20 protein-coding genes are annotated in these 23,164 nt (G+C 74.1%); 10 read left to right on the plus strand and 10 right to left on the minus strand.

The annotated features are described in order from the left end of the window. Positions 1–201: 201 nt before the first annotated feature. From AB0I60_RS29270 to AB0I60_RS29295, 6 genes are all read left to right on the plus strand, one after another. Entirely contained in the window at positions 202–900 is a 699-nt protein-coding gene (locus tag AB0I60_RS29270; protein ID WP_360735261.1) for a toll/interleukin-1 receptor domain-containing protein, read from the plus strand. Further along, entirely contained in the window at positions 897–2,891 is a 1,995-nt protein-coding gene (locus AB0I60_RS29275; protein ID WP_360735263.1) for a hypothetical protein, read from the plus strand. Before AB0I60_RS29270 ends, AB0I60_RS29275 begins: the two co-directional genes overlap by 4 nt. Continuing rightward, a complete protein-coding gene (locus AB0I60_RS29280; protein WP_360735265.1) occupies positions 2,888–4,198 on the plus strand; it encodes a hypothetical protein in 1,311 nt (436 codons plus the stop codon). The genes AB0I60_RS29275 and AB0I60_RS29280 overlap by 4 nt, the downstream gene beginning before the upstream one ends. A 97-nt stretch (positions 4,199–4,295) precedes the next feature. Further along, positions 4,296–5,783 carry a hypothetical protein gene (locus AB0I60_RS29285; protein ID WP_360735267.1) on the plus strand — a complete coding sequence of 496 codons (1,488 nt, stop codon included), beginning with the start codon at positions 4,296–4,298 and terminating at the stop codon, positions 5,781–5,783. A 54-nt stretch (positions 5,784–5,837) separates the two neighbouring features. Next, positions 5,838–7,640: a DNA helicase RecQ gene (gene recQ, locus AB0I60_RS29290; protein ID WP_360735269.1), complete on the plus strand. Its 1,803-nt coding sequence runs from the start codon at positions 5,838–5,840 to the stop codon at positions 7,638–7,640. A gap of 58 nt (positions 7,641–7,698) precedes the next feature. Next, positions 7,699–8,487, plus strand: a complete 789-nt coding sequence (locus AB0I60_RS29295; RefSeq protein ID WP_360735271.1) for a pentapeptide repeat-containing protein — start codon at positions 7,699–7,701, stop codon at positions 8,485–8,487. A gap of 46 nt (positions 8,488–8,533) precedes the next feature. Here AB0I60_RS29295 and AB0I60_RS29300 read toward each other — a convergent pair whose 3' ends face one another. Then, positions 8,534–9,112 (minus strand): TetR/AcrR family transcriptional regulator, encoded by a 579-nt coding sequence (locus AB0I60_RS29300; protein ID WP_360735273.1) that lies wholly within the window; start codon positions 9,110–9,112, stop codon positions 8,534–8,536. An 88-nt stretch (positions 9,113–9,200) separates the two neighbouring features. Between AB0I60_RS29300 and AB0I60_RS29305 the strand changes: the two genes are divergently transcribed. Further along, the gene (locus AB0I60_RS29305; RefSeq protein ID WP_360735275.1) at positions 9,201–10,502 is read left to right on the plus strand and encodes an amino acid permease; all 1,302 of its coding nucleotides are present in this window, start codon (positions 9,201–9,203) and stop codon (positions 10,500–10,502) included. 62 nt (positions 10,503–10,564) lie between these two features. On the opposite strand, the gene AB0I60_RS29310 is transcribed toward AB0I60_RS29305, so the two are convergent. After that, positions 10,565–12,571 (minus strand): NACHT domain-containing protein, encoded by a 2,007-nt coding sequence (locus AB0I60_RS29310; RefSeq protein ID WP_360735277.1) that lies wholly within the window; start codon positions 12,569–12,571, stop codon positions 10,565–10,567. A 139-nt stretch (positions 12,572–12,710) separates the two neighbouring features. After that, positions 12,711–13,514 carry an alpha/beta hydrolase gene (locus AB0I60_RS29315; RefSeq protein WP_360735279.1) on the minus strand — a complete coding sequence of 268 codons (804 nt, stop codon included), beginning with the start codon at positions 13,512–13,514 and terminating at the stop codon, positions 12,711–12,713. Positions 13,515–13,574: 60 nt separating this feature from the next. Here AB0I60_RS29315 and AB0I60_RS29320 point away from each other — a divergent pair, with 60 nt between their 5' ends. After that, positions 13,575–13,958, plus strand: a complete 384-nt coding sequence (locus AB0I60_RS29320) for a RidA family protein (RefSeq protein ID WP_360735281.1) — start codon at positions 13,575–13,577, stop codon at positions 13,956–13,958. On the opposite strand, the gene AB0I60_RS29325 is transcribed toward AB0I60_RS29320, so the two are convergent. The 5 genes from AB0I60_RS29325 to AB0I60_RS29345 all read right to left on the minus strand — a co-directional run bounded on the left by AB0I60_RS29325 (position 13,933) and on the right by AB0I60_RS29345 (position 18,231). Beyond that, positions 13,933–14,361 carry a CoA-binding protein gene (locus AB0I60_RS29325; RefSeq protein ID WP_360735283.1) on the minus strand — a complete coding sequence of 143 codons (429 nt, stop codon included), beginning with the start codon at positions 14,359–14,361 and terminating at the stop codon, positions 13,933–13,935. The two genes, AB0I60_RS29320 and AB0I60_RS29325, sit on opposite strands and share 26 nt — an antisense overlap. 160 nt (positions 14,362–14,521) lie before the next feature. Next, positions 14,522–15,325: a serine protease gene (locus tag AB0I60_RS29330; RefSeq protein ID WP_360735285.1), complete on the minus strand. Its 804-nt coding sequence runs from the start codon at positions 15,323–15,325 to the stop codon at positions 14,522–14,524. An 85-nt stretch (positions 15,326–15,410) separates the two neighbouring features. Further along, the gene (locus AB0I60_RS29335) at positions 15,411–16,505 is read right to left on the minus strand and encodes a CoA transferase (protein ID WP_360735287.1); all 1,095 of its coding nucleotides are present in this window, start codon (positions 16,503–16,505) and stop codon (positions 15,411–15,413) included. Beyond that, positions 16,502–16,735 carry a hypothetical protein gene (locus AB0I60_RS29340; protein ID WP_360735289.1) on the minus strand — a complete coding sequence of 78 codons (234 nt, stop codon included), beginning with the start codon at positions 16,733–16,735 and terminating at the stop codon, positions 16,502–16,504. Before AB0I60_RS29340 ends, AB0I60_RS29335 begins: the two co-directional genes overlap by 4 nt. Next, positions 16,732–18,231 carry an aldehyde dehydrogenase family protein gene (locus tag AB0I60_RS29345; RefSeq protein WP_360735291.1) on the minus strand — a complete coding sequence of 500 codons (1,500 nt, stop codon included), beginning with the start codon at positions 18,229–18,231 and terminating at the stop codon, positions 16,732–16,734. The genes AB0I60_RS29340 and AB0I60_RS29345 overlap by 4 nt, the downstream gene beginning before the upstream one ends. 82 nt (positions 18,232–18,313) lie before the next feature. Between AB0I60_RS29345 and AB0I60_RS29350 the strand changes: the two genes are divergently transcribed. Then, entirely contained in the window at positions 18,314–19,231 is a 918-nt protein-coding gene (locus tag AB0I60_RS29350; RefSeq protein ID WP_360735293.1) for a LysR family transcriptional regulator, read from the plus strand. A 1-nt stretch (position 19,232) separates the two neighbouring features. Here AB0I60_RS29350 and AB0I60_RS29355 read toward each other — a convergent pair whose 3' ends face one another. Then, complete coding sequence (locus AB0I60_RS29355) at positions 19,233–19,739, minus strand: DUF664 domain-containing protein (protein ID WP_360735295.1); 507 nt, start codon at positions 19,737–19,739, stop codon at positions 19,233–19,235. Then, entirely contained in the window at positions 19,736–21,319 is a 1,584-nt protein-coding gene (locus AB0I60_RS29360; protein WP_360735297.1) for a thiamine pyrophosphate-binding protein, read from the minus strand. Before AB0I60_RS29360 ends, AB0I60_RS29355 begins: the two co-directional genes overlap by 4 nt. Before the next feature lie 725 nt (positions 21,320–22,044). Between AB0I60_RS29360 and AB0I60_RS29365 the strand changes: the two genes are divergently transcribed. Next, a complete protein-coding gene (locus AB0I60_RS29365; RefSeq protein ID WP_360735299.1) occupies positions 22,045–23,046 on the plus strand; it encodes a hypothetical protein in 1,002 nt (333 codons plus the stop codon). The last annotated feature ends 118 nt before the right edge of the window (positions 23,047–23,164 follow it).

Genomic DNA, 23,164 nt, shown 5'->3' on the forward strand with positions numbered 1-23,164 from the left:
GTCCGACGACCCTGTGGTCCAGTTCAGTGGGAAACGACCCCCGCCGCAAGCTTCCGGAAACAGGAAACCGCCCGGTCCGCACTTTGCGTGTTTCCCGCCGGTAGCACCGAATGGAAACAGGAAACCCCTTCAGCGCGTCCCGGCGCACGGATACCTTCGAGCCTGTCCCTCCGCCCCCCGGACCGAAGGAACGACCAGGCGATGTGCCGTGTTTTCATCAACTACCGGACCGGTGACGAGGAAGTCTGCGCGGCACTGGTCGACCGTGAGCTCTCCGCCGCTTTCGGCGACGACAACGTCTTCCGGGCGAGCAAGTCCATCCCGCCCGGCGCGCAGTTCGAGGACGGCCTGCTGCGCAACGTCTGGCGCAGCGACGTGCTGGTCGCGGTCATCGGCAAGCGGTGGCTGACCGCCACCGACGCCCGGGGCGAGCGGGCCCTGGACAACCCCGGCGACTGGACCCGGCGCGAGATCACCGAGGCGTTGAACCACCAGGTGGTCGTGATCCCGCTGCTGGTCAACGGCGCGGAGCGGCTCCTGCGCAGCGCGCTGCCGGACGACCTCGTGCCCCTCGCCACCCGCCAGTACCAGCGCCTGGACGTGCGCGAGGTCGACGCCGGCCTGGGCCGGTTGGTCGCGCGGCTCCGGGAGGTGTGCGGCGGGAAGCCGGACCGGTCCGCCGGGCGACCCGACCCGGAGCAGGCCGCGACCGGGAGGCGCGGCGGCATCGGCTCGATCACCGGCCGGGACGTCCAGGCGGTCACCGATCCGTCGGGCCCGGTCAACATGGGGTCGGGTCAGCAGTTCGTCGGCGACCAGGGCGACGGCGCGACGTTCGTCTTCGGCGGCCACAACGAGGCCCGCCAGAAGTTCACCCGGAGGGCGCGGGACGAGTCATGAGCGAGCGGACCGGCGGCATCGAATCCGTCTTCGGCGAGTCGGTGCAGGCCGTCACCGACCCCACCGGGCCGACGAACCTGGGCGGCACCCAGTTCAACATCAACAGCGCCTTGATCGCGACGGCGGTGGAGGCCCGGTCCGTCCGGCGCAGCCCCCGGGTCGTCGCGGAGGACCGGCTCCGGTCGATGGAGGAGCGGTTCGTCGCCCCGCCGAACTTCGGGCCGCTGCGCACGGCCCTGCACCGCCCCGGCGCGGTGCTGCTGTCCGGCGCACCGGGCACGGGCCGCCGGACCGCGGCGATGATGCTCCTGCACTCCTCCGGTGACGGGACGGCGCGGTTCCGGGAACTGCCCGACGAGGACTCGGAGCGCTCGGAGAAGCAGCTCGCCCTGCTGGACCCGGACGCCGTGGAGGCCGGCGAGCGGCTCCTGCTCGACCTGACCGCCGAGGCGGAGTGGGTCGTCCGGACCATCCGGCGCGACCTCGGGGGCTACTTGGCAGCGGTCGGGAAGCGCGGGGCCTACGCAGTCGTGGTGCTGTCCATGCGCACCGTCGGGCTGCTGCCCGGCGACCTGGGCGAGTCCGTGGTCGAGATCGGCCGCCCGGACGCGCGGGCGGTGCTCCAGCGGCACCTGCGCGCGCTCGACGTCGACGGGCCCGTCGTCGACGTGCCGGACCTGGCGCAGCACCTGGACGCCGACCCGATGTCCGAGCTGGCGCGGCTGGCCAGGCTGGTCCGGGACACCAAGGCGGCGGCGGGCGGCCGGGGATCGCTGCGCGAGTGGCTCACCGACGCGGTGTCCGCCATGTCCCTGCGCGTGGACGAGGTCGCCCGGAAGGTGCGCGAGAACCCGGACGGCCGGTTCCGGGCGCTCCTGCTGGCCACGGCCTGCTTCGAGCAGTCCCGGGTGGAGGTCGTGCACCACGCGACCGAGTCGCTGCTGCGCGTGGTCGACTACCCGGAGGACGAGGCGCACCCGTGGGACCGGCCGGACCTCGCGGAGAGCCTGGGGCGGATCGACGCGCGCACGGACGGTGAGCGCCGGGTCCGGTTCGGCTCGGTCACCTACGGCCAGGCGGTCCGTACGCACTTCTGGGACAGCCTGCCCGGCCAGCGGTCGCGCCTGCGCACGTGGCTGGAAATCGCTCTGCCGCACGAGTCCGTGCCGCACCGCGACCGCGTCCGGGTGCTGCGCAGGTTCTCCGCCGAGTGCCTGCGCGTGAACCAACCGGACCACCTGTTCTGGTTGGTGGAACGGTGGAACGCCCACGAGCGCGCGTCGGAGCTGGTGCCGGCGACCGCGCCCGTCCTCCTGGACGGGGTGACGAACCCGCGCCACGGTGCCGTCTTCCGCAAGCAGGTCTACAACTGGGCCTGTTCGAGGTCCCTCACCGGTCCGCTGGCCGGGGAACTCGTCCGGTTGTCCGCCGAGGCGATCGCGCCGACCCGGCCGGACCAGGCGCTGGTGCGCCTGCGGCACCTCAGCCACAACCCGGTGGTCCAGGAGTACGCGCGGAACACGCTGGTCGGCCTGTCCGACGAGGACCCGAGGTTCCTGCGGCGGGTGCTGCACCGGGCCGTCCAGGACGTCGTGCTCCCGCGTCCGAGGGAGGGCGACCTCCTGCTGTTCACGGCGCTGGCCGATCCGGAGCGCCTGCTCAAGGCCCCCCGGCCGCTGCTGGCCGACGACTTCGTCCGCGCCCAGGTCGTCGAGGGCGCCCACCGGGTGATGGCCGCCCGGCCGCACGAGTGGTGGGCACCGTGGGTGCGGCGGTGGCTGGCCGCCCACGACCCGGCCCGGGACGTCGTGCTGGACCTGCTGGTCGACGCGACCGGCAACCGCAGCGACCTGGAGGCCCGGCTGGTCGCCGTGGCCCGCGCCTGGGCCCTGATCGACCCCGCCCACCGCGCCGTCGCCGCCGAACTGCTCCGCCGGATCGACCGGGCGCTGGCCTGGCCGAGTGACGAACCGAAGGGACTTCTCCGATGAAACGCGTCGCCGTGGTCGTCGCGGGCGGGGTGCTCGCCGCCGCCCTGCTGGCGTGGGTGACCGGGCTCGGCGCCTGGCCCGCCTGGGTCGGCGTGCTGCTCACCTCCGTGGTGTTCCTGGTCGTCCTGGCCGTGGTGTGGTCGGCCCGGCCGGCACCGCAGGTCGTCGTGGTGCCGGAACCCGAACCGGCGCCCCCTCCGCCGCCGCCCGCGCCACCCCGGCCCGTCCTGCCGATCACCGAGGTGCGGGTGCCGAGCTCGGACGACGACTACCGGTTCCTGCTGTCCGGGGTGGTGTGCTGGCGGATCAGGTCCAACCCGTCCCGCCCGCTCACCGCCGACCCGGCGGACCTCGCCAAGCGCGAGGTGGTGGCGCGGACGTGCCAGATCACGGCGGACGGTCGGCCGGACGAGTACGACCTGGTCCAGCACCGGGTGGACAGCGCGCTGGCCGCGCCGATGCCCGACCGCACGGGTGCGATCGACGTGTGGGCGCACTCCGTCCTGCTCACCCTCGCCCCGGACGACCTGCGGCGGCAGGCGGAACTGGCGACCGTGCGCAAGGACGAGCAGGTGTGGGAGCACAGCCGCCGCTACCACCGAAACGTCCAGCAGTACCTGCGCAGCGAGGTGCTGGGCGACACCGGCAGCGGCGTCACCTGGTACCTGGCCATGAACCCGGAGCGGATCGAGGAGACGGTCGACAAGATCGGCACCTTCGCCCAGCTCTCGGCGGCGGCGAACAACCGCGAGGTGGACGAGGTGTTCCGCCACCTCGTCTACGAACCCGTCGCCCCGCCCCCGGTGCTGCTCCCCGGATCCTCACCGGTCGACGGTGTCCCCGCCCTGTCCGGCGGGATCGGCAACGGCTTCCACGACACCGCGTACGGCGTACCGCTCACGACGGCCGTCACCGGGACGTCCGACAACGCGGACGGTCAGGACGACGAAGCGGTCGACGGCGCGCGGAAGCTGGTGTCGAGCCTGTTCGGCGGCGCGGACGCCGACGCCCAGCGCAGCCACTTCGCGAGCCGCATGGCGTGGCTGATCGAGCACCACGGGGACAGCGACCTCGCCCGCCGGCTCCGCGACGCTTTCGACGTGCCGGACCTGACGGAGCCGCCCGACCCCGATGTGGTCGACGACGCCGACGAGGATGATCCGTTCACCGTTCCCGATCGGGTGGGCGAGCCGGCACCGGAACCGCAGGCGAACGGCAATCCGGCACCGGCAGAGCAGCCGACTCCGGAGCAGCCGCCCCGCCACGCGTACGACCCGTTCCGCTCGCAGGCGGACCAGGACGACTGAAAGCGGCCTGACGACCTCACCCGAGTTCGACTTCGACGTCGATTTCGGGTGAGGTCGTCTTACGTCGCCGGCGGGGTGATCTGGCACTGTGTGCGGGATGCGGGTGAAGGATGACGTGGGGAACGACGTGGACGCGTCGTTTTCGGTCTCGGGGGACGACGGCCGGTTCGAAATCGTCGTGACCGGTGGGCAACCCGGTGTGGTCGAGGTGCTGTTGCGGCGGCTCGCCGGCTACGACGCCGTGCTTCCCGACGTGGACGGGGGCGTTCGGCTCGGAGATCGTCGGGAGTTCGCCGATCTCGCCGAACGGATCGGCGGGCTTCCTGCGCGGTTCGTGGTCGAGGTGGCCGGGACGTCGGCCGCCGGGCTGGAGCGGGACGTGGCCACCCGGGTGGCGCAGATCGACCGCCGGTTCGGGGTGGACGAGCTGATGGCCACCCTGGGCGACCTGAACCGCTACCAGCGGTCGGCGAAACCCTCTCTGCACAAGCCGCTGGTGCTCGTCTGGGCACTCGGCCGCCTCGCCCAAGGTCACGGCCGCCTCTTCTCCTGGCCCGACTTCCGTAGCGACGTGGAGCCGCTCCTCGGGGAGTTCGGCACCGGCAAGGCGACGCCGCAGTACCCGTTCTGGCACCTCGCGTCCGAGACCGGGCTGTGGGAGACGCACGGACTGACCGACGTGCCCAAGGCCGGTGACCGGAACGCCACCGCCGGGTTCACCGAACGTGCCGCCGAGCTGCTCGCCGACCCCGGGGTGCGGGGACGGGCGCTGGACGTCCTGCGCGTCACCTACCTGACCGAGGTCGACCAGCCCGCCCTGCTCGACCGGGTCGGCCTGCCGGTGCCCGTGCCGCCCGTCGCCGCCGACGTGCTGCACGGGCTGGTCGGCCGGGAGATCAAGACCGTCGCCGGCTACCCGAACCAGGTCCTGCGCGTGGACCCGGACACCGTCCTGGTGCGCACCCGGCGCTCGGCGGACGGCGAACCGGTTCCGGTCAGCGCCGTGCAGGCCGGGCTGGACCTGCTGTTCCAGCGCGGCCGGGTGGCTGCCGACGTGGCGACGCTCGGGCACCGCAGCGCGTTCGTCGCCGCCGTGCTGGCGACGCTGCCCCGGGCCGTCGTGACGCTCAGGCCCGCGTTCGTCTCGTTGGGCAGCGCGCCGACCGCGCCGGACCCGCAGTTCGGGGAGTTGGACCGGACGGCTGTCGCGCGGTACCGGGTCGAGCAGGAGGCCCTCCGGCACGTCCTGATCGGGGACGAGCCGACCGGGCGGTGTGCCTTGTGCGGGCGGGTGCTGCCCGTCGAGTTGTTGGTCGCCGCGCACGTCAAGCGGCGGGCCGAGTGCTCCGACGACGAGCGGCGGGATCTGCGTAACGTGGCCATGCTCGCCTGCCACCTGGGCTGTGACCGGCTCTACGAGCTGGGCTACCTGGCCGTCGGCGAGGACGGTTCGGTGCTCACCGCGCCGGCGGGGGGTGCGCTGGCCGAGCAGCTCGCGCCGCTGGCCGGCCGCACCACCGGTGCGCACCACGGCGGGTCGGCCCGCTACTTCGCGTGGCACCGGGAACGGGTGTTCCGGGGTTAGCGCCGGTCAGCGGCCACGCACCGGCCTGTCGGTGCCCCTCGTTACCATCGCCTGGTGGATTCGCAAGAGGTTCTGCGAAGGGTCTTCGGTTACGACTCCTTCCGCGGCGACCAATCGGAGATCGTGGAGCACGTCGTCAACGGCGGCGACGCGCTCGTCCTCATGCCCACGGGCGGCGGCAAGTCGCTGTGCTACCAGATCCCGTCTTTGGTGCGCGAGGGCGTCGGCGTGGTCGTCTCGCCGCTGATCGCGCTGATGCAGGACCAGGTCGACGCGTTGCGCGACCTCGGCGTGCGCGCCGGGTTCCTCAACTCCACCCAGTACCCGGACGAGCGCGCGCTGGTCGAGGCCGAGTTCCTCGCCGGCGAGCTCGACCTGCTCTACCTGGCCCCCGAGCGGCTTCGGGTGGAGCAGACCGTCCGCCTGCTGGAGCGCGGCCGGATCGCGCTGTTCGCCATCGACGAGGCGCACTGCGTCTCCCAGTGGGGCCACGACTTCCGGCCCGACTACCTCGCGCTGTCGCACCTGCACGAGCGGTGGCCGCAGGTGCCGCGCATCGCGCTCACCGCGACCGCGACCGCGGCGACCCACCAGGAGATCGCGCAGCGGTTGAACCTGGGCGACGCCAAGCACTTCGTGGCCAGTTTCGACCGGCCGAACATCCAGTACCGGATCGTGCCCAAGAACGAGCCGAAGAAGCAGTTGCTGGAACTGCTGCGCACCGAGCACGCGGGCGACGCGGGGATCGTCTACTGCCTCTCGCGCAATTCCGTGGAGAAGACGGCGGAGTTCCTCAACCAGAACGGCGTGCACGCGCTGCCGTACCACGCCGGCCTCGACTCCGGCACGCGCGCCCGCAACCAGGCCCGCTTCCTCCGGGAGGACGGCCTGGTGATGGTGGCGACCATCGCGTTCGGCATGGGCATCGACAAGCCGGACGTCCGGTTCGTCGCCCACCTCGACCTGCCGAAGTCGGTCGAGGGCTACTACCAGGAGACGGGCCGCGCGGGCCGGGACGGCCTGCCGTCCACGGCGTGGCTCGCCTACGGCCTCCAGGACGTCGTGCAGCAGCGCAAGATGATCGACGACTCGGAGGGCGACCAGCAGCACCGCCGCCGGCTGATCGCCCACCTGGACGCGATGCTGGCCCTCTGCGAGACCGTCGAGTGCCGCCGCGTGCAGTTGCTGGAGTACTTCGGCCAGGCGGGCACGCCGTGCGGCAACTGCGACACCTGTCTGGCCCCGCCGGAGACGTGGGACGGCACGGTGCCCGCGCAGAAGGTGCTCTCGACGGTCTACCGGCTGCGCAGCGAGCGGCGGCAGAAGTTCGGCGCGGGCCAGTCGATCGACATCCTGCTGGGGCGCAAGACCGCGAAGGTGATCCAGTTCGACCACGACGCGCTGTCCGTCTTCGGCATCGGCACCGAGCTGAACGAGAGCGGCTGGCGCGGCGTCGTGCGGCAACTGCTGGCGCAGGGCCTGCTGGCGGTCGAGGGCGAGTACTCGACGCTGGCCCTCACCCCCGCCAGCGAGGAGGTCCTCTACCAGGGCCGCAAGGTGCTGATGCGGCGCGAGCCCGAGCGGGCGGCCAAGGTGAGGACGGCCAAGCCGAAGAAGGGCGAGCCGGTCGACCTGCCCGCCGAGGCCGCGCCGGTCTTCGAGCGGCTGCGCGCGTGGCGGGCGGCGCAGGCCAAGGAGCAGGGCGTGCCGGCCTACGTGATCTTCCACGACGCGACGCTGCGGCAGATCGCGGCGAGCGCGCCCGGCACGCTGGCCGAGCTGGGCACGGTCAACGGCGTGGGGGAGAACAAGCTGGCCAAGTACGGGCAGCAGATCCTCGACGAGCTGGTGTCGTGAGCCGGCCGGCGGCAGGGCGGGCGGCGGCGTGGGCCGGGCGGCGGGACGGGGTGGTGGCGTGACCGAGTTGCGCGCCGACTGCGAGCGGTGCTTCGGGCTGTGCTGCGTGGTGCCCGCGTTCTCCCGGTCGTCGGACTTCGCGATCGACAAGCCCGCGCGCACCCCGTGCCGCAACCTGGGTGCCGGGTTCGGCTGCGGCATCCACACCGAGCTGCGGCAGCGCGGCTTCCGGGGCTGCACGGTGTACGACTGCTTCGGCGCGGGCCAGCGGGTCGCGCAGGAGACGTTCGGCGGGCGCAGCTGGCGTGACGCGCCGGAGACCGCCGGCCTGATGTTCGACGTCTTCCCGGTGGTGCGGGAGCTGCACGAACTGCTCTGGCACCTGACCGAGGCGCTGGGCCTCGACGTCCCGGGGCCGCTGCGCGCCGAGGTCGCCGCCGCCCGCGCCGAGGTCGACGCGCTGGCCGGCGGCCCGCCCGAGGCGCTGGCGTGCCTGGACGTCGGGCCGCAGTGGCGCACGGCCGGCGCGCTGCTGGAACGGGTGAGCGCGCACGTGCGCGGCAAGGGAGGCAAGTCGCGCCGGGGCGCGGACCTGGTCGGCAAGAACCTGCGCAAGGCCGACCTGCGCAACGCCGGCCTGCGCGGCGTGCTGCTGATCGGTGCCGACCTCACGCGCGCCGACCTGCGCCGGGCCGACCTGATCGGCGCGGACCTGCGCGGCGCGAACCTCGCCGGTGCGGACCTGACGGGCGCGCTGTTCCTCACCCAAGCCCAAATCGACGCGGCGAAGGGCGACCGCACCACGGTCCTGCCACCCACCCTCACCCGCCCCGCCCACTGGACCTGACGAGCCCTGCCCGCCGGCGAACGAGCCGCACGAGCGCCGAGGCGGGTCACAGGTGGGCCAAAGCCCCGTCCACCACGTCCTCCAGCGCCCGCCGGTCGTGGGTGACCTTGCCCAGCACCCGCAACCCGTAGTACGCGCTGATGAAGAACCTGGTGCTGATCAACGGGTCCACGCCGCGCACCAGCTCGCCGTCGCGCTGCCCGCACGTGATCACGTGGCACACCGCGCCCTCCAGCCGCCCGAACTGCCGCCGCACCTGCTGCGCCACCAGGTCGTCGGTCCCGCCCGCGCCGACCGCCGCGTTCACCGCCAGGCAGCCCCGGCGGGCGGGGTCGGCCAGGTCGACGTCGATGACGGCCAGCATGAGCGCCCGCAGCCGCTCCTTGGCCGCGCCGGGCCGTTGCAGGATCTCCAACTGCTCGCCGAACCCGAGTTCGGCGTACCGGCGCAGCACCCGTTCGTACAGGCCGTGCTTGCTGCCGTAGGCGTTGTACAGGCTGCCGCGCCCCAAACCCGTGCACACGCACAGGTCTTCCGTCGAAGTGGCCTCGTACCCCTTCGACCAGAACACCTCCATCGCGGCGTCCACGACCGCCGCGTCGTCGAAACCCCGTGGTCTGCCCACTCAGCGGAGCGTAGCCGGTCGGGCACGCAGAGATCAGCGGTCGGCACGGCTATCCGCAGGCGGCCCGGGTGCGGGAGGCTGTTCCGTTGTGGGCGAGAAGATCACGGGCTTAACCGTCGCGCAGGGCGCGGCGATGTACGTGGGCGCGGTGCTCGGCACCGGTGTGATCGCGGTACCCGCGCTGGCGGCCCAGGTGGCGGGGCCGGCGTCGCTGCTCGCGTGGCTCTGCCTGGTGCTGGTGTCCGTCCCGCTGGCGGCGACGTTCGCGGCGCTCGGCGCGCGGTTCCCGGACGCGGGCGGTGTGTCGACCTACGCGCGCCTGGCGTTCGGCGAGCGCGCGGCGGCCGTGGTGGGCTGGTGCTTCTTCTTCGCCGTGCCGCTGGGCACAACCGCGTCCGCGCTGTTCGCCGGTTCCTACGTGGCGGAGGCGGCGGGCGGCGGGCGCGTCACCCAGGTCGGCACGGCGGTGGTGCTGATGGCGCTGGTCGCCTCGACCAACTGGGCCGGGCTGCGCGCGTCGGGGCGGGTGCAGTGCGTGCTGTCCGGGCTGCTCCTGCTGCTGGTGTTCGGCGCGGTGCTGCTGTCCGCGCCGATGGTGGACGCGGACAACCTGGAACCGTTCGCGCCCCACGGGTGGGGTGCGGTCGGGTCGGCCGCCGCGCTGCTGGTGTGGAGCTTCGCCGGGTGGGAGGCCATCACGTACCTGGCCCAGGAGTTCGGCAAGCCGCAGCGGGACGTGCCGCGCGCGGTCGGGTGCGCGGTGGTGGTCGTGGCGGTGCTCTACCTGTCCGTCGCGTTCGCCACGGTCGCGGTGCTCGGGTCGGCGGCCAACACGCACGCGCCGCTCGGTGAGCTGCTGTCCCGCGCGCTGGGCGGCAACCTGAAGGTGTTCGCGGCGATCGCCGCCGTCCTGCTGACGGCCGGTTCGATGAACGCCTACGTGGCGGGCGGCGCGAAGCTCGGCGCGGCGCTGAGCCGGGACGGGGCGTTCCCGCGCCGGCTGGCCGTGGGCAGCGTGCGCGGCGAGGTGCCGCGCCGGAGCCTGGCGCTGCTGGTGGGCCTGGCGTTCGTGGTCCTGTCGGTGGTCGTGGCGTCCGGTGTGGGCTTGAAGCTCGTGGTGCTGCTGACGACGGGCCAGTTCGTGGCGGTGTACCTGATCGGCGCGGCGGCGGCGGTGCGCCTGCTGCCCCGGCGCAGCAGAGCCCGCTTCACGGCGGTGTTCGCGCTCGCCGGTGTGGTGCTGCTGCTCGTGGTGTCGGGCGCGTTCATGGTGCTGCCCGCGCTCATCGCCGTGCTGGCGCTGCTGTTCCTGCGCTGGAACCGCCGTCGGCGCGGCCTGCTCGACCAGGACGGCAACCTGTCGTCGGTGGAGCTGCGCAGACGGGCGTGAGCCGACGGGAGCGGGCCGGTCGCCTCCCGTCGACCACTTGGCCGGCACCGCGCTGCCGGCGCTCACGCAGTGGGGCGGGACCCGGTGGGATCGAGGGCGGCACGGCGGCGTTCCACCGTCGCGCCCAGGTCGACCGGGTCGCACTCGGCCAGGTGGTCGCGGACCGCCGCGTGCGGGAAGCGGTGGTCGTCCACGAGCAGCACCCGGTCCCGCGCCGCCTGGAGGACCGCCTTGCGCCGCAACGGGAACTCGTCCAGCGCCAGTGGTTTGGCGAGCAGTTCGGCCACCGGCTCCCACGAGCGGGTGCAGCGCGGGGTGACCGCGAGGCCGACCACCAGCCCGGTCAGCGCGTCGACCGCCTGCCACCGCACGCCCGCGCCCAGCGCCGCCGCGAGCCCGGCGCCGACCAGGCCCGCGACCGGTAACCAGCGCAGGCCGCCCCCTGCCGCCGGCCGGCCGGGCAACGACTCCCACACCCCGGTCAGCCCACCCGCGAGCACACCGACCGCCGCGCCGGCGGCCAGCCCGGTGCCCAGGCCCGCCAGCAGGTCCGCCGACGGCCCGGTGAACACCGTCACCACCGCCGGGACCAGCGCGCACGCCACCGCCCAGTAGCGGTCCCGGGTCAACCCCAGGCCCACCAGGTACGCCACGACCGGCACCACCGCGTACCCGAGCCACACCGGCCACCGCGCCACCAGCCCGCCCAGCCGGTCACCGAGCACGGCGACCGCGCCGACGCCGACCGCGCCGAGCACGAACCCCGCCGCCGCCCACCGGGCTCCCCGCGACCGCGCCACCGCAGGGGCCGCGAACCGGCCCCGGGACAGGCCCGCCGCCGCGACCGCCGCGACACCCGCCGCCACCACGCCCAGCCGCAGCCCCACGACCAGGCACAGCGCCGTCGCGGCACCGGCCAGCGCGCCGGGCACGGCCCGCCGGAACAGCCGCCACACCACGGCCGGGCCGACGAAGTCCAGCCACACCCGCCGGGGCGGCAGGCGGTGCCGGGCCACCAGGTCGACCCGGCGGCGGGCGATCCGGGCCACGAACCGCAGCGCTCGCAGCGCCCGCTCGGCCCGGCCGGGCCCGCGCGCGGCGGACTCGACCAGGTAGGTGTCCAGCACCCCCCGGTACTCGGCGCGGCCGGCCCGGTAGGCGAGCGCGAGCAGGCCGAACGCCAGCGGCGTGCGGACCTCGTCCCACAGGTCGGGGCTCTTGTCCAACGCCTCGCGCAACCCGTCCAGCCGAGGCCCGCACGACGCGATCAGCTCTTGCAGGTCGTTGCGCCGCAACGGTTCCACGTGCACCACGTCATAACGCGGCAGGCGTTCGTAGTCGTCGGTGGAACAGCACACCACGACCTGCGGCAGCTTCAGCGCGGTGATCCACGCCAGGCAGTCCGCGCGGTCCGCCGGGGGCAGTTCGTCCAGTCCGTCGAACAGCACGGCCAGCCGCCGGTCGCGCAGCCAGGTGCGGCCCAGCCGCCCGCCGATCCGGTACCGCCGCGCCAGCGCCCGCACCAGCCACTCGCCGAAGTCGTCGTCCCGCCGCCACGACCCGAGGTCGACCACGACGGGCACCGGCCGGTCCGGGTCGGCGCGGGCCCGCTCCAGCAGCGCCTCGGCCAGGTCGAGCAGCAGCGAGGTCTTGCCCGCGCCGGGCTCGCCGTGCACGACCAGCGGCGCGCGGACGCGGGTCGGCAGGCCGGGCCCGACGCGCGGCACGACGCCCAGCTTGAGCCGCACCTGCTCGGCCAGCGACCCCTCCCGCCGGGCGCGCACGTACCGCTCGACGCGCTCCAGCGCGGCGGTCCGGTTGGCCGGGTGCGCGGGCCGCCGCTGGACCAGCGCCGCGCTGAGCGGGTCCCACGCCGCCAGCGCGGCGGTGATCGCGGTCAGCAGCACCAGTGCCGGCCACAGCCAGGTGGCGTACGGCCCCAGCACGCGCGGCGCGGAACCGCCGGTCGCGGCGTTGAAGGTGATCGGCAGGAGCACCAGACAGGTCACCCCGCCCGCGCCGATCAGGGCGATCAGGCGCGAGGTGCGGGCGAGTCGTCTGTGGTCCATGTGCCCCTTCCGCAGGTCGCCACGACCGTAACGGCGTTCGCGGTCCCGTGGTAGGCAAGTTCTCGCGGACGGGCGGCCGGGACGCGCGTTTGCCCCGAACGGCCGACACCGCACCGGACCCCGAGGGGCGCTCTCCGGGTCAACCCGTCAGGAAGTCCACGAGCAGGCGGTTCACCTCGTCCGGCCGTTCCAGGAAGCCGTAGTGGCCGGCGTCGGCGACCTCCGCGTACCGCGCGCCGGGGATGGCCTCGGCGACCTCGCGGGCCAGGTGCGGCGGCAGCACGCGGTCGTCGGCGAAGCCCACCACCAGGCACGGGCGGGTGATCGCGCGGTAGGCGGGCAGCCGGTCGTCGAACTCGTTCATGTCCATCTGCGCGCGCACGCCGGGCCCGACCGCCGAACCGGTGAACTCGAAGACGTCCAGCCAGTCACCGGCCACGACCGGGTCGCGCAGGGTCGCGGGGGAGAGGTTGACCACGGCGGTGACCGCCGCGTGGTACCGACCGGGCAGGGTGATCCCCTTGTCGTGCAACGCCCGCTCGCCGTGCGACAGCGCGTTCTGCACCGGGTCGTTGCGCCCGGCGGTGGCCAGCAGGACGACGCGGTCCACCAGGTCCGGCCGGGCCAGCGCCAGCTCCTGCACGACCCGCGCGCCCATCGACGTGCCGACCACGTGCGCCGGTCCGCCGCCGAGGTGCTCGATCAGCCCGGCGGTGTCGGCGACGAGGTCCTCGATCACCATCCCGGACGCGCACTCGTCGGTGGGCGGGATGCCCCGGTTGTCGGTGGTGGCCACCCGGAAGCCCGCCGCGCGCAGGGCCGGCACCTGGTGCGGCTGCCACACCCGACCCGGGCTGCCGGTGCCCATGACGAGCACGACCAGGTGGCCGTCGCCTTCGACGTGGTAGCTGAGGTTGATCCCGTTCACGGCGACTGCTGGCATGGCCGGCAGGGTAGCGAGCAGGTCCGCCGGATCGCCACCGCCGGCGTATAGGGTTCGCCGATGAGGCGAGCGATCCTGTCCGGTTCCACGTTCGAAGAGCAGATCGGGTACGCGCGGGCCGTGGTGGACGGTGACTGGGTGCACGTGTCCGGCACCACCGGTTTCGACTACTCGACCATGACCATCGCCGACGACGTGGTCGCGCAGGTCGAGCAGTGCCTCGCCAACGTCGGCGCGGCGCTGGCCGAGGCGGGCTGCGGGTTCGCCGACGTGCTCCGGGTCACCTACTACGTGCCCGACCCGGCCGACTTCGAGCCGTGCTGGCCGGCGCTGCGCGCGGCGTTCGGCGAGTTCCGGCCGGCCGCCACGATGCTGGTGTGCGGCCTGGCCGACCCCCGGATGAAGATCGAGATCGAGGTCACCGCGCGTCGCGGGGCCCGTTAGCCGCCCACTCGATGGCCGGGCAGCGGTCCATCACCACCTCCAGGCCGGCGGCGGTGGCGCGCTCGTAGGCCCGCTCGTCGACCACGTCGAGCTGGAACCACACCGCCTTCGCGCCGATCGACACGGCCTCGTCGGCGAACTGCCCGGCGGCCTCGGAGCGGCGGAACACGTCGACGCAGTCGACCGGGAACGGGATGTCGGCCAGGGTGGCGTAGCCCTGCTCGCCCAGCACGGTCGCCGCGTCCGGGTGCACCGGCACGATCCGCTTGCCGCGCTGCTGGAGGAAGCGCGCCACGCCGTGGGCCGCGCGGTGCGGGTGGTCGGCGAGGCCGACCACGGCCCAGGTGTCGCAGTCGGCCAGGACGCGGCGGATCCGGTCGGTGTCGCCCCACGGTTCGGTCATGCCACCAGCCTAGGTCCCCCGCCGCGCGGGGCGTCGGCGTCGGCCCGGACGGGTGGGTCCGGGGTGGCCGGCGCGCGGCAGTGCCACCGCGTGCCAGCCAGGATTCCAGCGCAGAGGTGGCCGGGGGCGCCGCAGCGGACGGCGGCCCCGGCCACCGCCGCTACGGCCGGGCCAGCCCGCAGCCCGGCGCGACCAGTTCCAGCCGCCCGCCGCCGGGCAGGCACGGCACCATCTGGAAGGTCTGCTGCCCGTACCCGATCCCGCGCCGCACGGTGACCTGGCCGGCCTCGTCCACCTCGCACGGGTTGTTCATCGTGCACCGGCCGCCGTCCTCGTTGCCGGTGTTGTTCACGCCCACGACCTTCCCGGTCGCGGCGTCCACCACGGGCGAGCCGGAGGTGCCGCCGATGGTGTCGCAGGGCTTCGTGTAGCGGATCGAGTCGTGCCACGTCCAGTCCGCCTCGCGGAGCATCAGCACGAACGCCTCGGCGCGGCAGGAGTAGATCTTCTTCCAGTACCCGGAGACCACCCGGATGTCGGTCCCGGCGGTCGGGTGCTGCGGGGACAGCTCCAGGGCCCGCGAGCCCATGCCCTCGACCTGCGCGTAGGTGGCGCTGAGCCGGTAGAGCGCGGCATCGGTGCCGGTCATCGTCGCGTACAGCAGGCGTTCCGCGCGCAGCGTGCCCAGCGTGCCGTTGCCGGCGCGGTTGAGCAGGGTGAACGACCGGGTGGCCGGCTGGTCGACCAGCACCTCGCGGTCGGCCATCAGCTTCACGCAGTGGCCGTTGGTCAGCACCAGGGCCTTCTCCGACGACTTCGCCGTGGGTGTCCGGACCACCGAGCCCGAGCAGTTGTTCAGGGCCACGATCCCGGTGAAGTCCACCGCCGCGGCGTGCGCGGGTGGCGTGAGCACGGTCAGGACGAGCGCGACGATGAGAGCCGCGCCCGGCAAACGCTTGGCCATCAGTTGGAGCCTCCTCGAAGTCCGGGGCATCCAACCAGCAGTGTGTAGCTCCGCGTGCCCGACACGCTACGGCCAGGAGTCGGGATCACCGGTTCGCGGGACCCGGCGGACCGGCCCGGTCCGGCGGCGGCCGGCGGTAGGTGGCCGGGGTGGCGGACAGCCGGATCGGGTTGGCGGGCAGGCGCATCCCGCCGACCTCGGCGACCGGGTCCAAACCCAGCGACTCGGCGAGGGCGAACGCGCCGGCCAGGTCGTTCACCGGCCCGCACGGCACGCCCAGCGGGGTCAGCAGGGCGGTCCAGTCGCCGGCCGGCCGGGTGCGCAGCCGCGCGGCGAGCAGGCCGGACAGGGCGTCCACGTGCGCCACCCGCAGCGCGTTGGTCGCGAACCGGTCGTCCGGCGGCACGTCCAGCGCGGCGCACAGCCGGGTGAACTGCCGGTCGTTGCCCACCGCGAGCGCCAGCGGCGCGTCGGCGGTCGGGAACACCTCGTAAGGCGCGATGGACGGGTGCCGGTTGCCCAGCCGGCCCGGCACCACGCCGGCGAGCGTGTAGCCCGCGCTCTGGTTGGCCATGCCGGACAGCAGGACCGACAGCAGGTCGACCTCGACCCGCTGGCCGCACCCGGTCCGGTCCCGGTGGCGCAGCGCGGCCAGCACGCCCAGCGCCGCGTGCACCCCGGTCAGCACGTCGACCAGGGCCACGCCGACCTTGGTCGGCTCGTCCGCGCCGGTCACGCTCATCAGCCCGCCCACGGCCTGCACCAGCAGGTCGTAGCCGGGCAGCGCGGCACCCGCGCCGCTGCCGAACCCGGTCACCGAGCAGTAGACGAGTCCTTTGTGGACGTCCCGCAGCGACTCGTAGTCGAGCCCGAACCGCCGCATGGTGCCCGGTCGGAAGTTCTCCACCAGCACGTCCGCGCCGAGCACCAGCTCCCGGGCCGCCGCGACGCCCGCCGGCGTGGCCAGGTCGATCGTCCGGGACTCCTTGTTCCGGTTGACCGACAGGTAGTAGGTGGCGTGGCCGTGCGCGTGCGGCGGCCCCCACTCCCGCGTCTCGTCACCGCGCGGGTGCTCGACCTTCACCACCTCCGCGCCCAGGTCCGCCAGCATCATCGTGGCGTACGGGGCGGCGAGCACCCGGCCGAAGTCGGCGACGACCAGGCCGCCCAGCGCACTCACGCGGCGCGGCCCTTCAACCGCATGGCGGCCGGCACCCGGTCCTGCGCGACGGCCCGCGCCGCGTCGTGCGTCGTCGTGCCGCGCTCGGCGCTCTCCGCCACCACGGACGCGGCGTTCGCGCGCAGCTCGCGCGACACCGCGCCCGCCGCGCCGCACCCCTGCACGGCGACCCGCCTGCCCCGCAGGGGCATCACGTCCACCAGGGCCGGCACGTCGGACGCCGTCCTCACCCGTCCAGCCGGAAGTCGAGGTCCGCGTCGACGGCGAGCGTGTCGAGCTGCGCCCTCTGCAACACCCCGGAGTAGTCCCAGTTGAGCGACTGCCACCGGGTGAACTGGTCGAGCACCCACACCCCGGACTGGCGGGAACCGTTGCCCGACTTGCCGTTCCCGCCGAACGGCAGGTGCGCCTCCGCGCCGGACGTGGAGTTGTTGACGCTGACCATGCCCGCGCCGATCCCGGACCGGAACGCGAACACCTTGGCGGGGTCGGTGGTGTAGATGGCGCTGGACAGGCCGTACCCGGGCAGGTTCGCCAGCTCCACCGCCTCGTCCAGGTCGCGGTAGGGGGTCACGCCGACCAGCGGCCCGAACGTCTCGTGCCGGAACACCTCGTCGTCGGGCCGCACGCCCGCCACGATCACCGGGTGGTAGAACAGGCCGCCGTCCGGGTCGCCGAGGAAACCCTTGCGGGGGTTGGACTCGGTGATCCGGCCGACGCCGGTCGACCCGTGCACGGTGTGGTGGTCGCGGATCCAGCCGAGGTACTTCTCGAAGCCCACCGCGAACTTCCCGTCCAGCACCGGCCCGTACAGCACGTCGCCGAACGGGTCGCCGACCACCGCGTTCTCGGTCGCCTCCGCGAACCGGCGGAGGAACTCGTCGTGCACCGACTCGTGGACGATCGCCGTGCCCAGCGACGTGCACCGCTGCCCGCCGGTGCCGAAACCGGAGAACAGCGCGCCCTGCACGGCCAGGTCGAGGTCCGCGTCCTCGGTGACCACCATGGGGTTCTTGCCGCCCAGCTCCAGGCACGGCGACTGGAGGTGCCGCCCGCACAGCTCGCCGACCAGCGCGCCGACCTCCGACGAGCCGGTGAACCCGACCTTGTCCACCAGGCCGCGCTCCAGCGCCAGCTCCAGCCCCCGGTAGGTCTGCGAGCCCTCGGCGAACACCAGGTTCAGCACGCTCTCGGGCAGCCCGGCGGAGGTGAAGATGTCGTAGAGCGCCTGCGCGGACGCGGCGGAGTACTCGGCGGGCTTCCACACCGCCGTGTTCCCGCACAGCAGCGCGGGGATGACGTACCAGGACGGCACCGCCACCGGGAAGTTGCCGGCGGTGACGAACGCCGTCACCCCCACCGGGTTGCGGAAGGTGAACAGCTGCTTGTCCGGCATCTCCGAGGGGACCGTCTGCCCGTAGAGCCGGCGGCCCTCGCCGACGAAGAACGCGCAGGTGTCCACGATCTCCTGCACCTCGCCGCGCGCCTCTGCCAGCGGCTTGCCGATCTCCCTGGTCACGATCCGGGCCAGCGCCTCGGCGTTGGCCTCGACGAGCCTGCCGATGTTGGCGACCACCTGCCCGCGCACGGGTGCGGGCACGCCCGCCCACCCCCGCTGCGCCTGCCGGGCGAGCCGGGCGGCGGCGGCGAACTCCTCGGCACCGACGAGGTCGACGCGCGCGACGACGTCGTTGAGGTCGGCCGGATTCGTGGACACGTAGGTCATGGGCCCAACCCTGGTGTGCCCGGCGGGGGGTGCCAAGCCCCCGGAGGGTGAAACCTCGCTGCGTCGAGCATAAGCTCGCCTGGTGCTCAACCCGGTGCACCTGCGCACGCTGGTGGAAGTGGTGGCGACCGGCTCGTTCGCCGCCGCGGCGAGGTCCCTCGGGTACACCGCCTCGGCGGTGTCTCAACAGGTCTCGGCGTTCGAGCGGGCGGTCGGGGTGGCCCTGTTCGAGCGCGAGGCGCACAGCGTCCGGCCGTCGTCGGCGGCAGTGTTCATCGCCGAGCGCGGCGCGGAGCTGCTGGCCGCGTTGGAGGGCTTCGAGGACGAGATCGCCGGTCTGGTCGGCGGCCGGCGCGGCCGGGTGCGGCTGGGCACGTTCCCGACCGCGTCCGCGCGGGTCGTCCCGCACGCGGTGGCGCTGCTGGTCACCGAGCGGCCGGACGCGGAGATCGGGTTGGACGAGGGCGAACCGGACGACCTGCTGGCGCAGGTGCTCGCCGGCACGATCGACCTGGCGCTGGTCTACGCCTACGACCTGGTGCCGCGCACGTGGCCGGAGGAGCTGACCGCGACCCCGCTGCTGGACGAGGCGTTGCTCGTCGTGCTGCCCGACGGCCACCCGGCGGGCCGCGCGCAGGTCCGGGTGGAGGAGCTGGCCGACGAGCGGTGGATCTCCAGCCGGGACGGCACCGCCGGCGCGACCTGCGCCGTGCGGCTGTGCGCGGCGCACGGGTTCACGCCGAGGATCTCGTTCCGCAGCAACGACTACGGCGTGGTGTGCGGACTCGTCCGGGCCGGTGTCGGCGTGGCCCTGGTGCCGGCGCTCGGCTACCAGCCCACGGCCGGCGTGGTCGGCCGGCCGTTGCGCGGGAAACCGCTGCGGCGGCACGTGTTCGCCGTGCACCGGACCACCAACGCGAACCCGTTGTTGCGGGACGCGTTGGCGGCGTTGGGATCGGCGTGCGACCAGGTCGCCGGCGAGCACCTCACCCGGGTCTGACCTACTCGCCCTTGGCGCCGTCCGCCAGCTCGCGCAGGAGGTCCAGGTGGCCGACGTGCCGGCCGGTCTCCTGGACCAGGTGGGCCAGCACCCAGCGCACGGTCCGGTTGTTGCCCTGGTGGTCGCCGCGCGTCCGGTCGTCCGGGCGCAACCCCCGCAGCGCCTCGGCGGACAGCTCCCACTCGGCGCGGTACTCGGCGACCACCGACTCGACGGTGTCGCCGTCGTGCAGCTGCCACGAGGCGTCCGCGTCCGCGCCCCACAGCGACGGCAGGTCGACGCCGCCCGCCTCGATGGACAGCCACCAGCGCTCCACGGCGGTGAGGTGCCGCAGCACGCCGAGCGCGCTGACCACCGGGGAGGTCGGGACCGGGGTGGCCGAGGCGTGCTCGAAGTCCAGCCCCTCGACCTTCGACACCGCCGTGAGGCGCAGGAAGTGCAGGAAGTCGGTCAGCAGCCGCAGCTCGTCGTCCGCCGCCGCGACCGGCCACGTTCTGTTCGAACTCATGTTCGAACCCTACGGTACCAGCGGGGCGAGGTGGTGACCGGGGGTCGCAGCGCCGCCCGCACCACGATCACGTTCGGCCCGTCGCGCCCGGTGAACTCCGCCAGGCGATCGGGGAACGCGCCGCCGAAACCATCCACTTCGGACGCTTCGACGCCGAAGCTCCGGGCCAGCGCGACGAAGTCCGGGCCGACCAGGTCCACGCCGTGCGCCGGGTGGCCCGCGCCGGCCTGGTCGTAGCGCAACATGCCGTACCCGCCGTCGTCCACCAGCACGACGGTGACCGGCAGCCGCTCCTGGCGCGCGGTCGCCAGGTCGCCGCACGCGAACAGGAACCCGCCGTCCCCGCACACCGCCACGACCCGTCCCGTCAGCGCCGCGCCCAGCGCCGCCGGGAAGCCGAAGCCCAGCGTGCCCCAGCCCACCGGGTAGGCCAGGCCGCGCGGCCGGGTGACCCGCTGGAAGCCGCCGACCCAGTAGCCCGCCACGCACATGTCCGCGACCACGCGGTGGCCCTCCAGCGCGTCCAGCAGCGCGGCGGCCTGCGGCTCGTCGTCCAGGACGGCCGCGCGCACCACGGCGTTCAGCTCGGCCACCCGCCGCGCGGCGCGGCGGGTCGTGCGGCGGGGGAGTGCGCGCGCCAGGGCGTCGGTGACGACCCGGGCGTCGCCGCGCAGCGCCACGTCCGGCGGGTAGTTGCGGGTCGGCTCGACGTTCACGGCGAGCAGCGGGCGCGGCGGCTGGGACCAGTTCTGGGTCATCATCCCGTCGAAGTCGCTGCCGATGCCGATCACCAGGTCGGCGTCGTCCCACAGCGCGCCCACCTCGGGCAGGTGCACCGGCCCGTGCACGACGTGCGGGTGGTCCACCAGGCCGCGCGCCCCGTACGTGGTGACCACGGGCGCGTCCAGCGCGTCGGCGAGCGCCCCGACCGCCGGCCCCGCCCCGGCCCGCTGCGCGCCACCGCCCGCCCAGATCAGGGGGTTCGCGCACCGCCCGACCAGTTCGACGCCCGGTCCGAGGTCGGGCACGGGCCGTTCGGTGGTCGGCACGGGGGACCACGCCCCGGCGTCGGCGGTGAGGAAGTCGGTCGGGACGCCCAGGTAGACCGGTCCGTGCGGGGCGGTGGTGGCGAGGCGCGCGGCGCTGTCGGCGCAGCCGCCGAGGGCGTCGGCGGAGTGCGGCACCCACCCGTCCTTCACGACCGGCAGGAACATCGCGCGCTGGTCGCGGGTCTCGTGCAGGGCGCCCCGGTACTCGCCGGGGCGGCGCAGGGTGGACGGGACGTCGGTCGCCACGACCAGGACGGGGGAGCCCGACGCCCGTGCCTCGCCGGTCGCGGCCAGGCAGTTCGCCGCACCCGGCCCGGTGGTGACCAGCGCGACGCCGAGCCGGCCGGTGGCTCGCGCGTACCCGTCCGCGGCGTAGCCGGCGGTCTGCTCGTGCCGGACGGGGACCAGCCGGACGTCCGAGCGCCGCAGGGCTTCCCAGAGCGGCAGGTTGTGCACCCCGGGCAACCCGAACACGACCTCGACCCCGTGCGCGCCCAACACCTCGACCAACCGCTCAGCGCCGTTCGCCATGCGCCCGAAGCTAGGGACCGCGCCCGGCGGCGGGCAACGGGTGCGCCGCAACCCTGGTGCTCAGCCCCAGCACGACCATCCCTCCGCCCTGCCTCCTCGGACGGTGGTCGGGCACCTTCGCCGAAGGCGGAAGGGTAGGAACGGGAATGGTCGCCGAAGATTTCTGCGCAACGCGCAACGTCGATCACCGAACCGCAATCGGCTCACGCCGAACGTCGCCCACCACCGCCCCGGGAAACGTGTGAACGCCACTCCCCGAACATCCACAACCGCCCACGCCGGCATTCTCAACGTCAACTGTGAACACCTTCCCGCAGCGATCATCCCCACCGCCGCCGACGCCCGATCACCCCCCAGTGCGAAGCGGCCAGGCGTGAACCCCGAACCGCCGACCGCCAACGCGAAGCACCGAGCAAGGAGCACCGAGCACGAAGCGCCGGACGTGAAGCGCTGGGCGTGAAGCGGCGAGCGCCCGAACTGTCGGCCCCCCGTGCGAAAATGGAATCGGGGGCCGGAGGCCACACCTGGTACCGTCGATCCCGGCGTGTGTGGGCAGACGTGAGGCTGGAGCCACTCCCCGGCAACCGGGTGGCGCGATCCGCCGCAGGGTGTAGGCACCCCTGGCCCCGATCACAGCAGTGTTCACTCAACCGTGTGACGCGAGTACGCGTCCTTGTGCGCCGAGCCGGGCGGCGGGAGCGAGGACCGCGATGTCACGTTCGTCGTTGACCGAACAGCTGGTCGACCTCCGCCGGGCCTACACCGGCGAGAACCTCAGCCAGGCCGCACCGGCGGTCAAGCACGTCCTGCACGACCTCCCCGAGGACCGCCGCCACCGCGTGGCCGCCGCCCTCGACACCCGCACCGGGGACCGGGTCGACAGCCGGCGCGCCGGCAGCGGCGCGGGCGACCCTTCCGACGTGCGCGGCCTCTTCCTCCCCGACGCCCGCACCGACGACCAGCGCACGCTGGAGTGCGTCGTGCTGCAGAGCGCGACGGACGCGTCCGCCCACCTCCAGCTCAAGCCGCCGGCCTCGATGCTGCGCCCGGCGCACGTGTTCCGCTCCGTCGAACCCGGCGACGGCCTGCGCGTGCACCTCGCCGAGCACGCCCTCGGCCCGCTGCTCTACGAGGCGCTGCCCCGCCAGGAGGACCGGTGGGTGGCCGGCGTCGCGGGGCTCCGGGTCGAGCGGCACCCGAGGTCGGTCGAGCTCCGGCTGCTCGACCTCGACGCGAGCGTCGTCCTGTCCGGCGTGGACGACGAGGCGTGGGAGGTGGGCATGACCTACGTCCGCACCCTCATGCGGGGTCGTGACCTGCACGGACCTCTCATCGACGGCCCGCTGTCCGACGCCGAGCGCGAGCACCTCGCCGAGCACCCCCGGCCGACCGGCCTGGGCAGCGCGGTGCTGCGCCGCTACCACCTGTTCAGCCGCGTGCCCTGGCTGCGCTCCCTGCCGCAGGCCGACCGGTGGTGGCTGGAGTGGCCGGAGAGCATCGGGGTGGCGTCGGTCGCCGACCGGCTGCTGCACCCGGTGTTCGGGGTGCCGAACGCCGTCGAGACGCCCAGCGCCGCCGGCGGGCTGGGCCTCACCACCGGCTGGTACGACCTCTACCTGCGCGAAGTCGACCCGCCGGACCCGGCCAAGGAGGACGCGCTGGGCGCGTTCGAGTGGCCGGAGGGCGTGACCGGGTGGTGGGAGCCGCCGACCAGGCCCGTCGGGTAGGGCGCGCGGTCACCCGGGAGCGCGCGCCGCGTTCGACCGGTCGGGGGGGGCGGGGGGCCGGGGGGGCCCGCCCGCGGGGGGGGGCCCCGCGGGCCCCCGCGCGGGGGGGGGGGGGGCC

Source organism: Actinosynnema sp. NPDC050436 (assembly GCF_040655415.1).
GTDB lineage: Bacteria > Actinomycetota > Actinomycetes > Mycobacteriales > Pseudonocardiaceae > Actinosynnema.

Excerpts from the sequence above, each read along its gene's own strand:
- AB0I60_RS29310 (WP_360735277.1), bottom strand. The coding sequence starts at position 12,571 with ATGGACCACAGACGACTCGCCCGCACCTCGCGCCTGATCGCCCTGATC.
- AB0I60_RS29280 (WP_360735265.1), top strand. The coding sequence starts at position 2,888 with ATGAAACGCGTCGCCGTGGTCGTCGCGGGCGGGGTGCTCGCCGCCGCC.
- AB0I60_RS29330 (WP_360735285.1), bottom strand. The coding sequence starts at position 15,325 with ATGGCCAAGCGTTTGCCGGGCGCGGCTCTCATCGTCGCGCTCGTCCTG.
- AB0I60_RS29275 (WP_360735263.1), top strand. The coding sequence starts at position 897 with ATGAGCGAGCGGACCGGCGGCATCGAATCCGTCTTCGGCGAGTCGGTG.
- AB0I60_RS29315 (WP_360735279.1), bottom strand. The coding sequence starts at position 13,514 with ATGCCAGCAGTCGCCGTGAACGGGATCAACCTCAGCTACCACGTCGAA.
- AB0I60_RS29320 (WP_360735281.1), top strand. The coding sequence starts at position 13,575 with ATGAGGCGAGCGATCCTGTCCGGTTCCACGTTCGAAGAGCAGATCGGG.
- AB0I60_RS29360 (WP_360735297.1), bottom strand. The coding sequence starts at position 21,319 with ATGGCGAACGGCGCTGAGCGGTTGGTCGAGGTGTTGGGCGCGCACGGG.
- AB0I60_RS29325 (WP_360735283.1), bottom strand. The coding sequence starts at position 14,361 with ATGACCGAACCGTGGGGCGACACCGACCGGATCCGCCGCGTCCTGGCC.
- AB0I60_RS29285 (WP_360735267.1), top strand. The coding sequence starts at position 4,296 with ATGCGGGTGAAGGATGACGTGGGGAACGACGTGGACGCGTCGTTTTCG.
- AB0I60_RS29355 (WP_360735295.1), bottom strand. The coding sequence starts at position 19,739 with ATGAGTTCGAACAGAACGTGGCCGGTCGCGGCGGCGGACGACGAGCTG.
- AB0I60_RS29270 (WP_360735261.1), top strand. The coding sequence starts at position 202 with ATGTGCCGTGTTTTCATCAACTACCGGACCGGTGACGAGGAAGTCTGC.
- AB0I60_RS29345 (WP_360735291.1), bottom strand. The coding sequence starts at position 18,231 with ATGACCTACGTGTCCACGAATCCGGCCGACCTCAACGACGTCGTCGCG.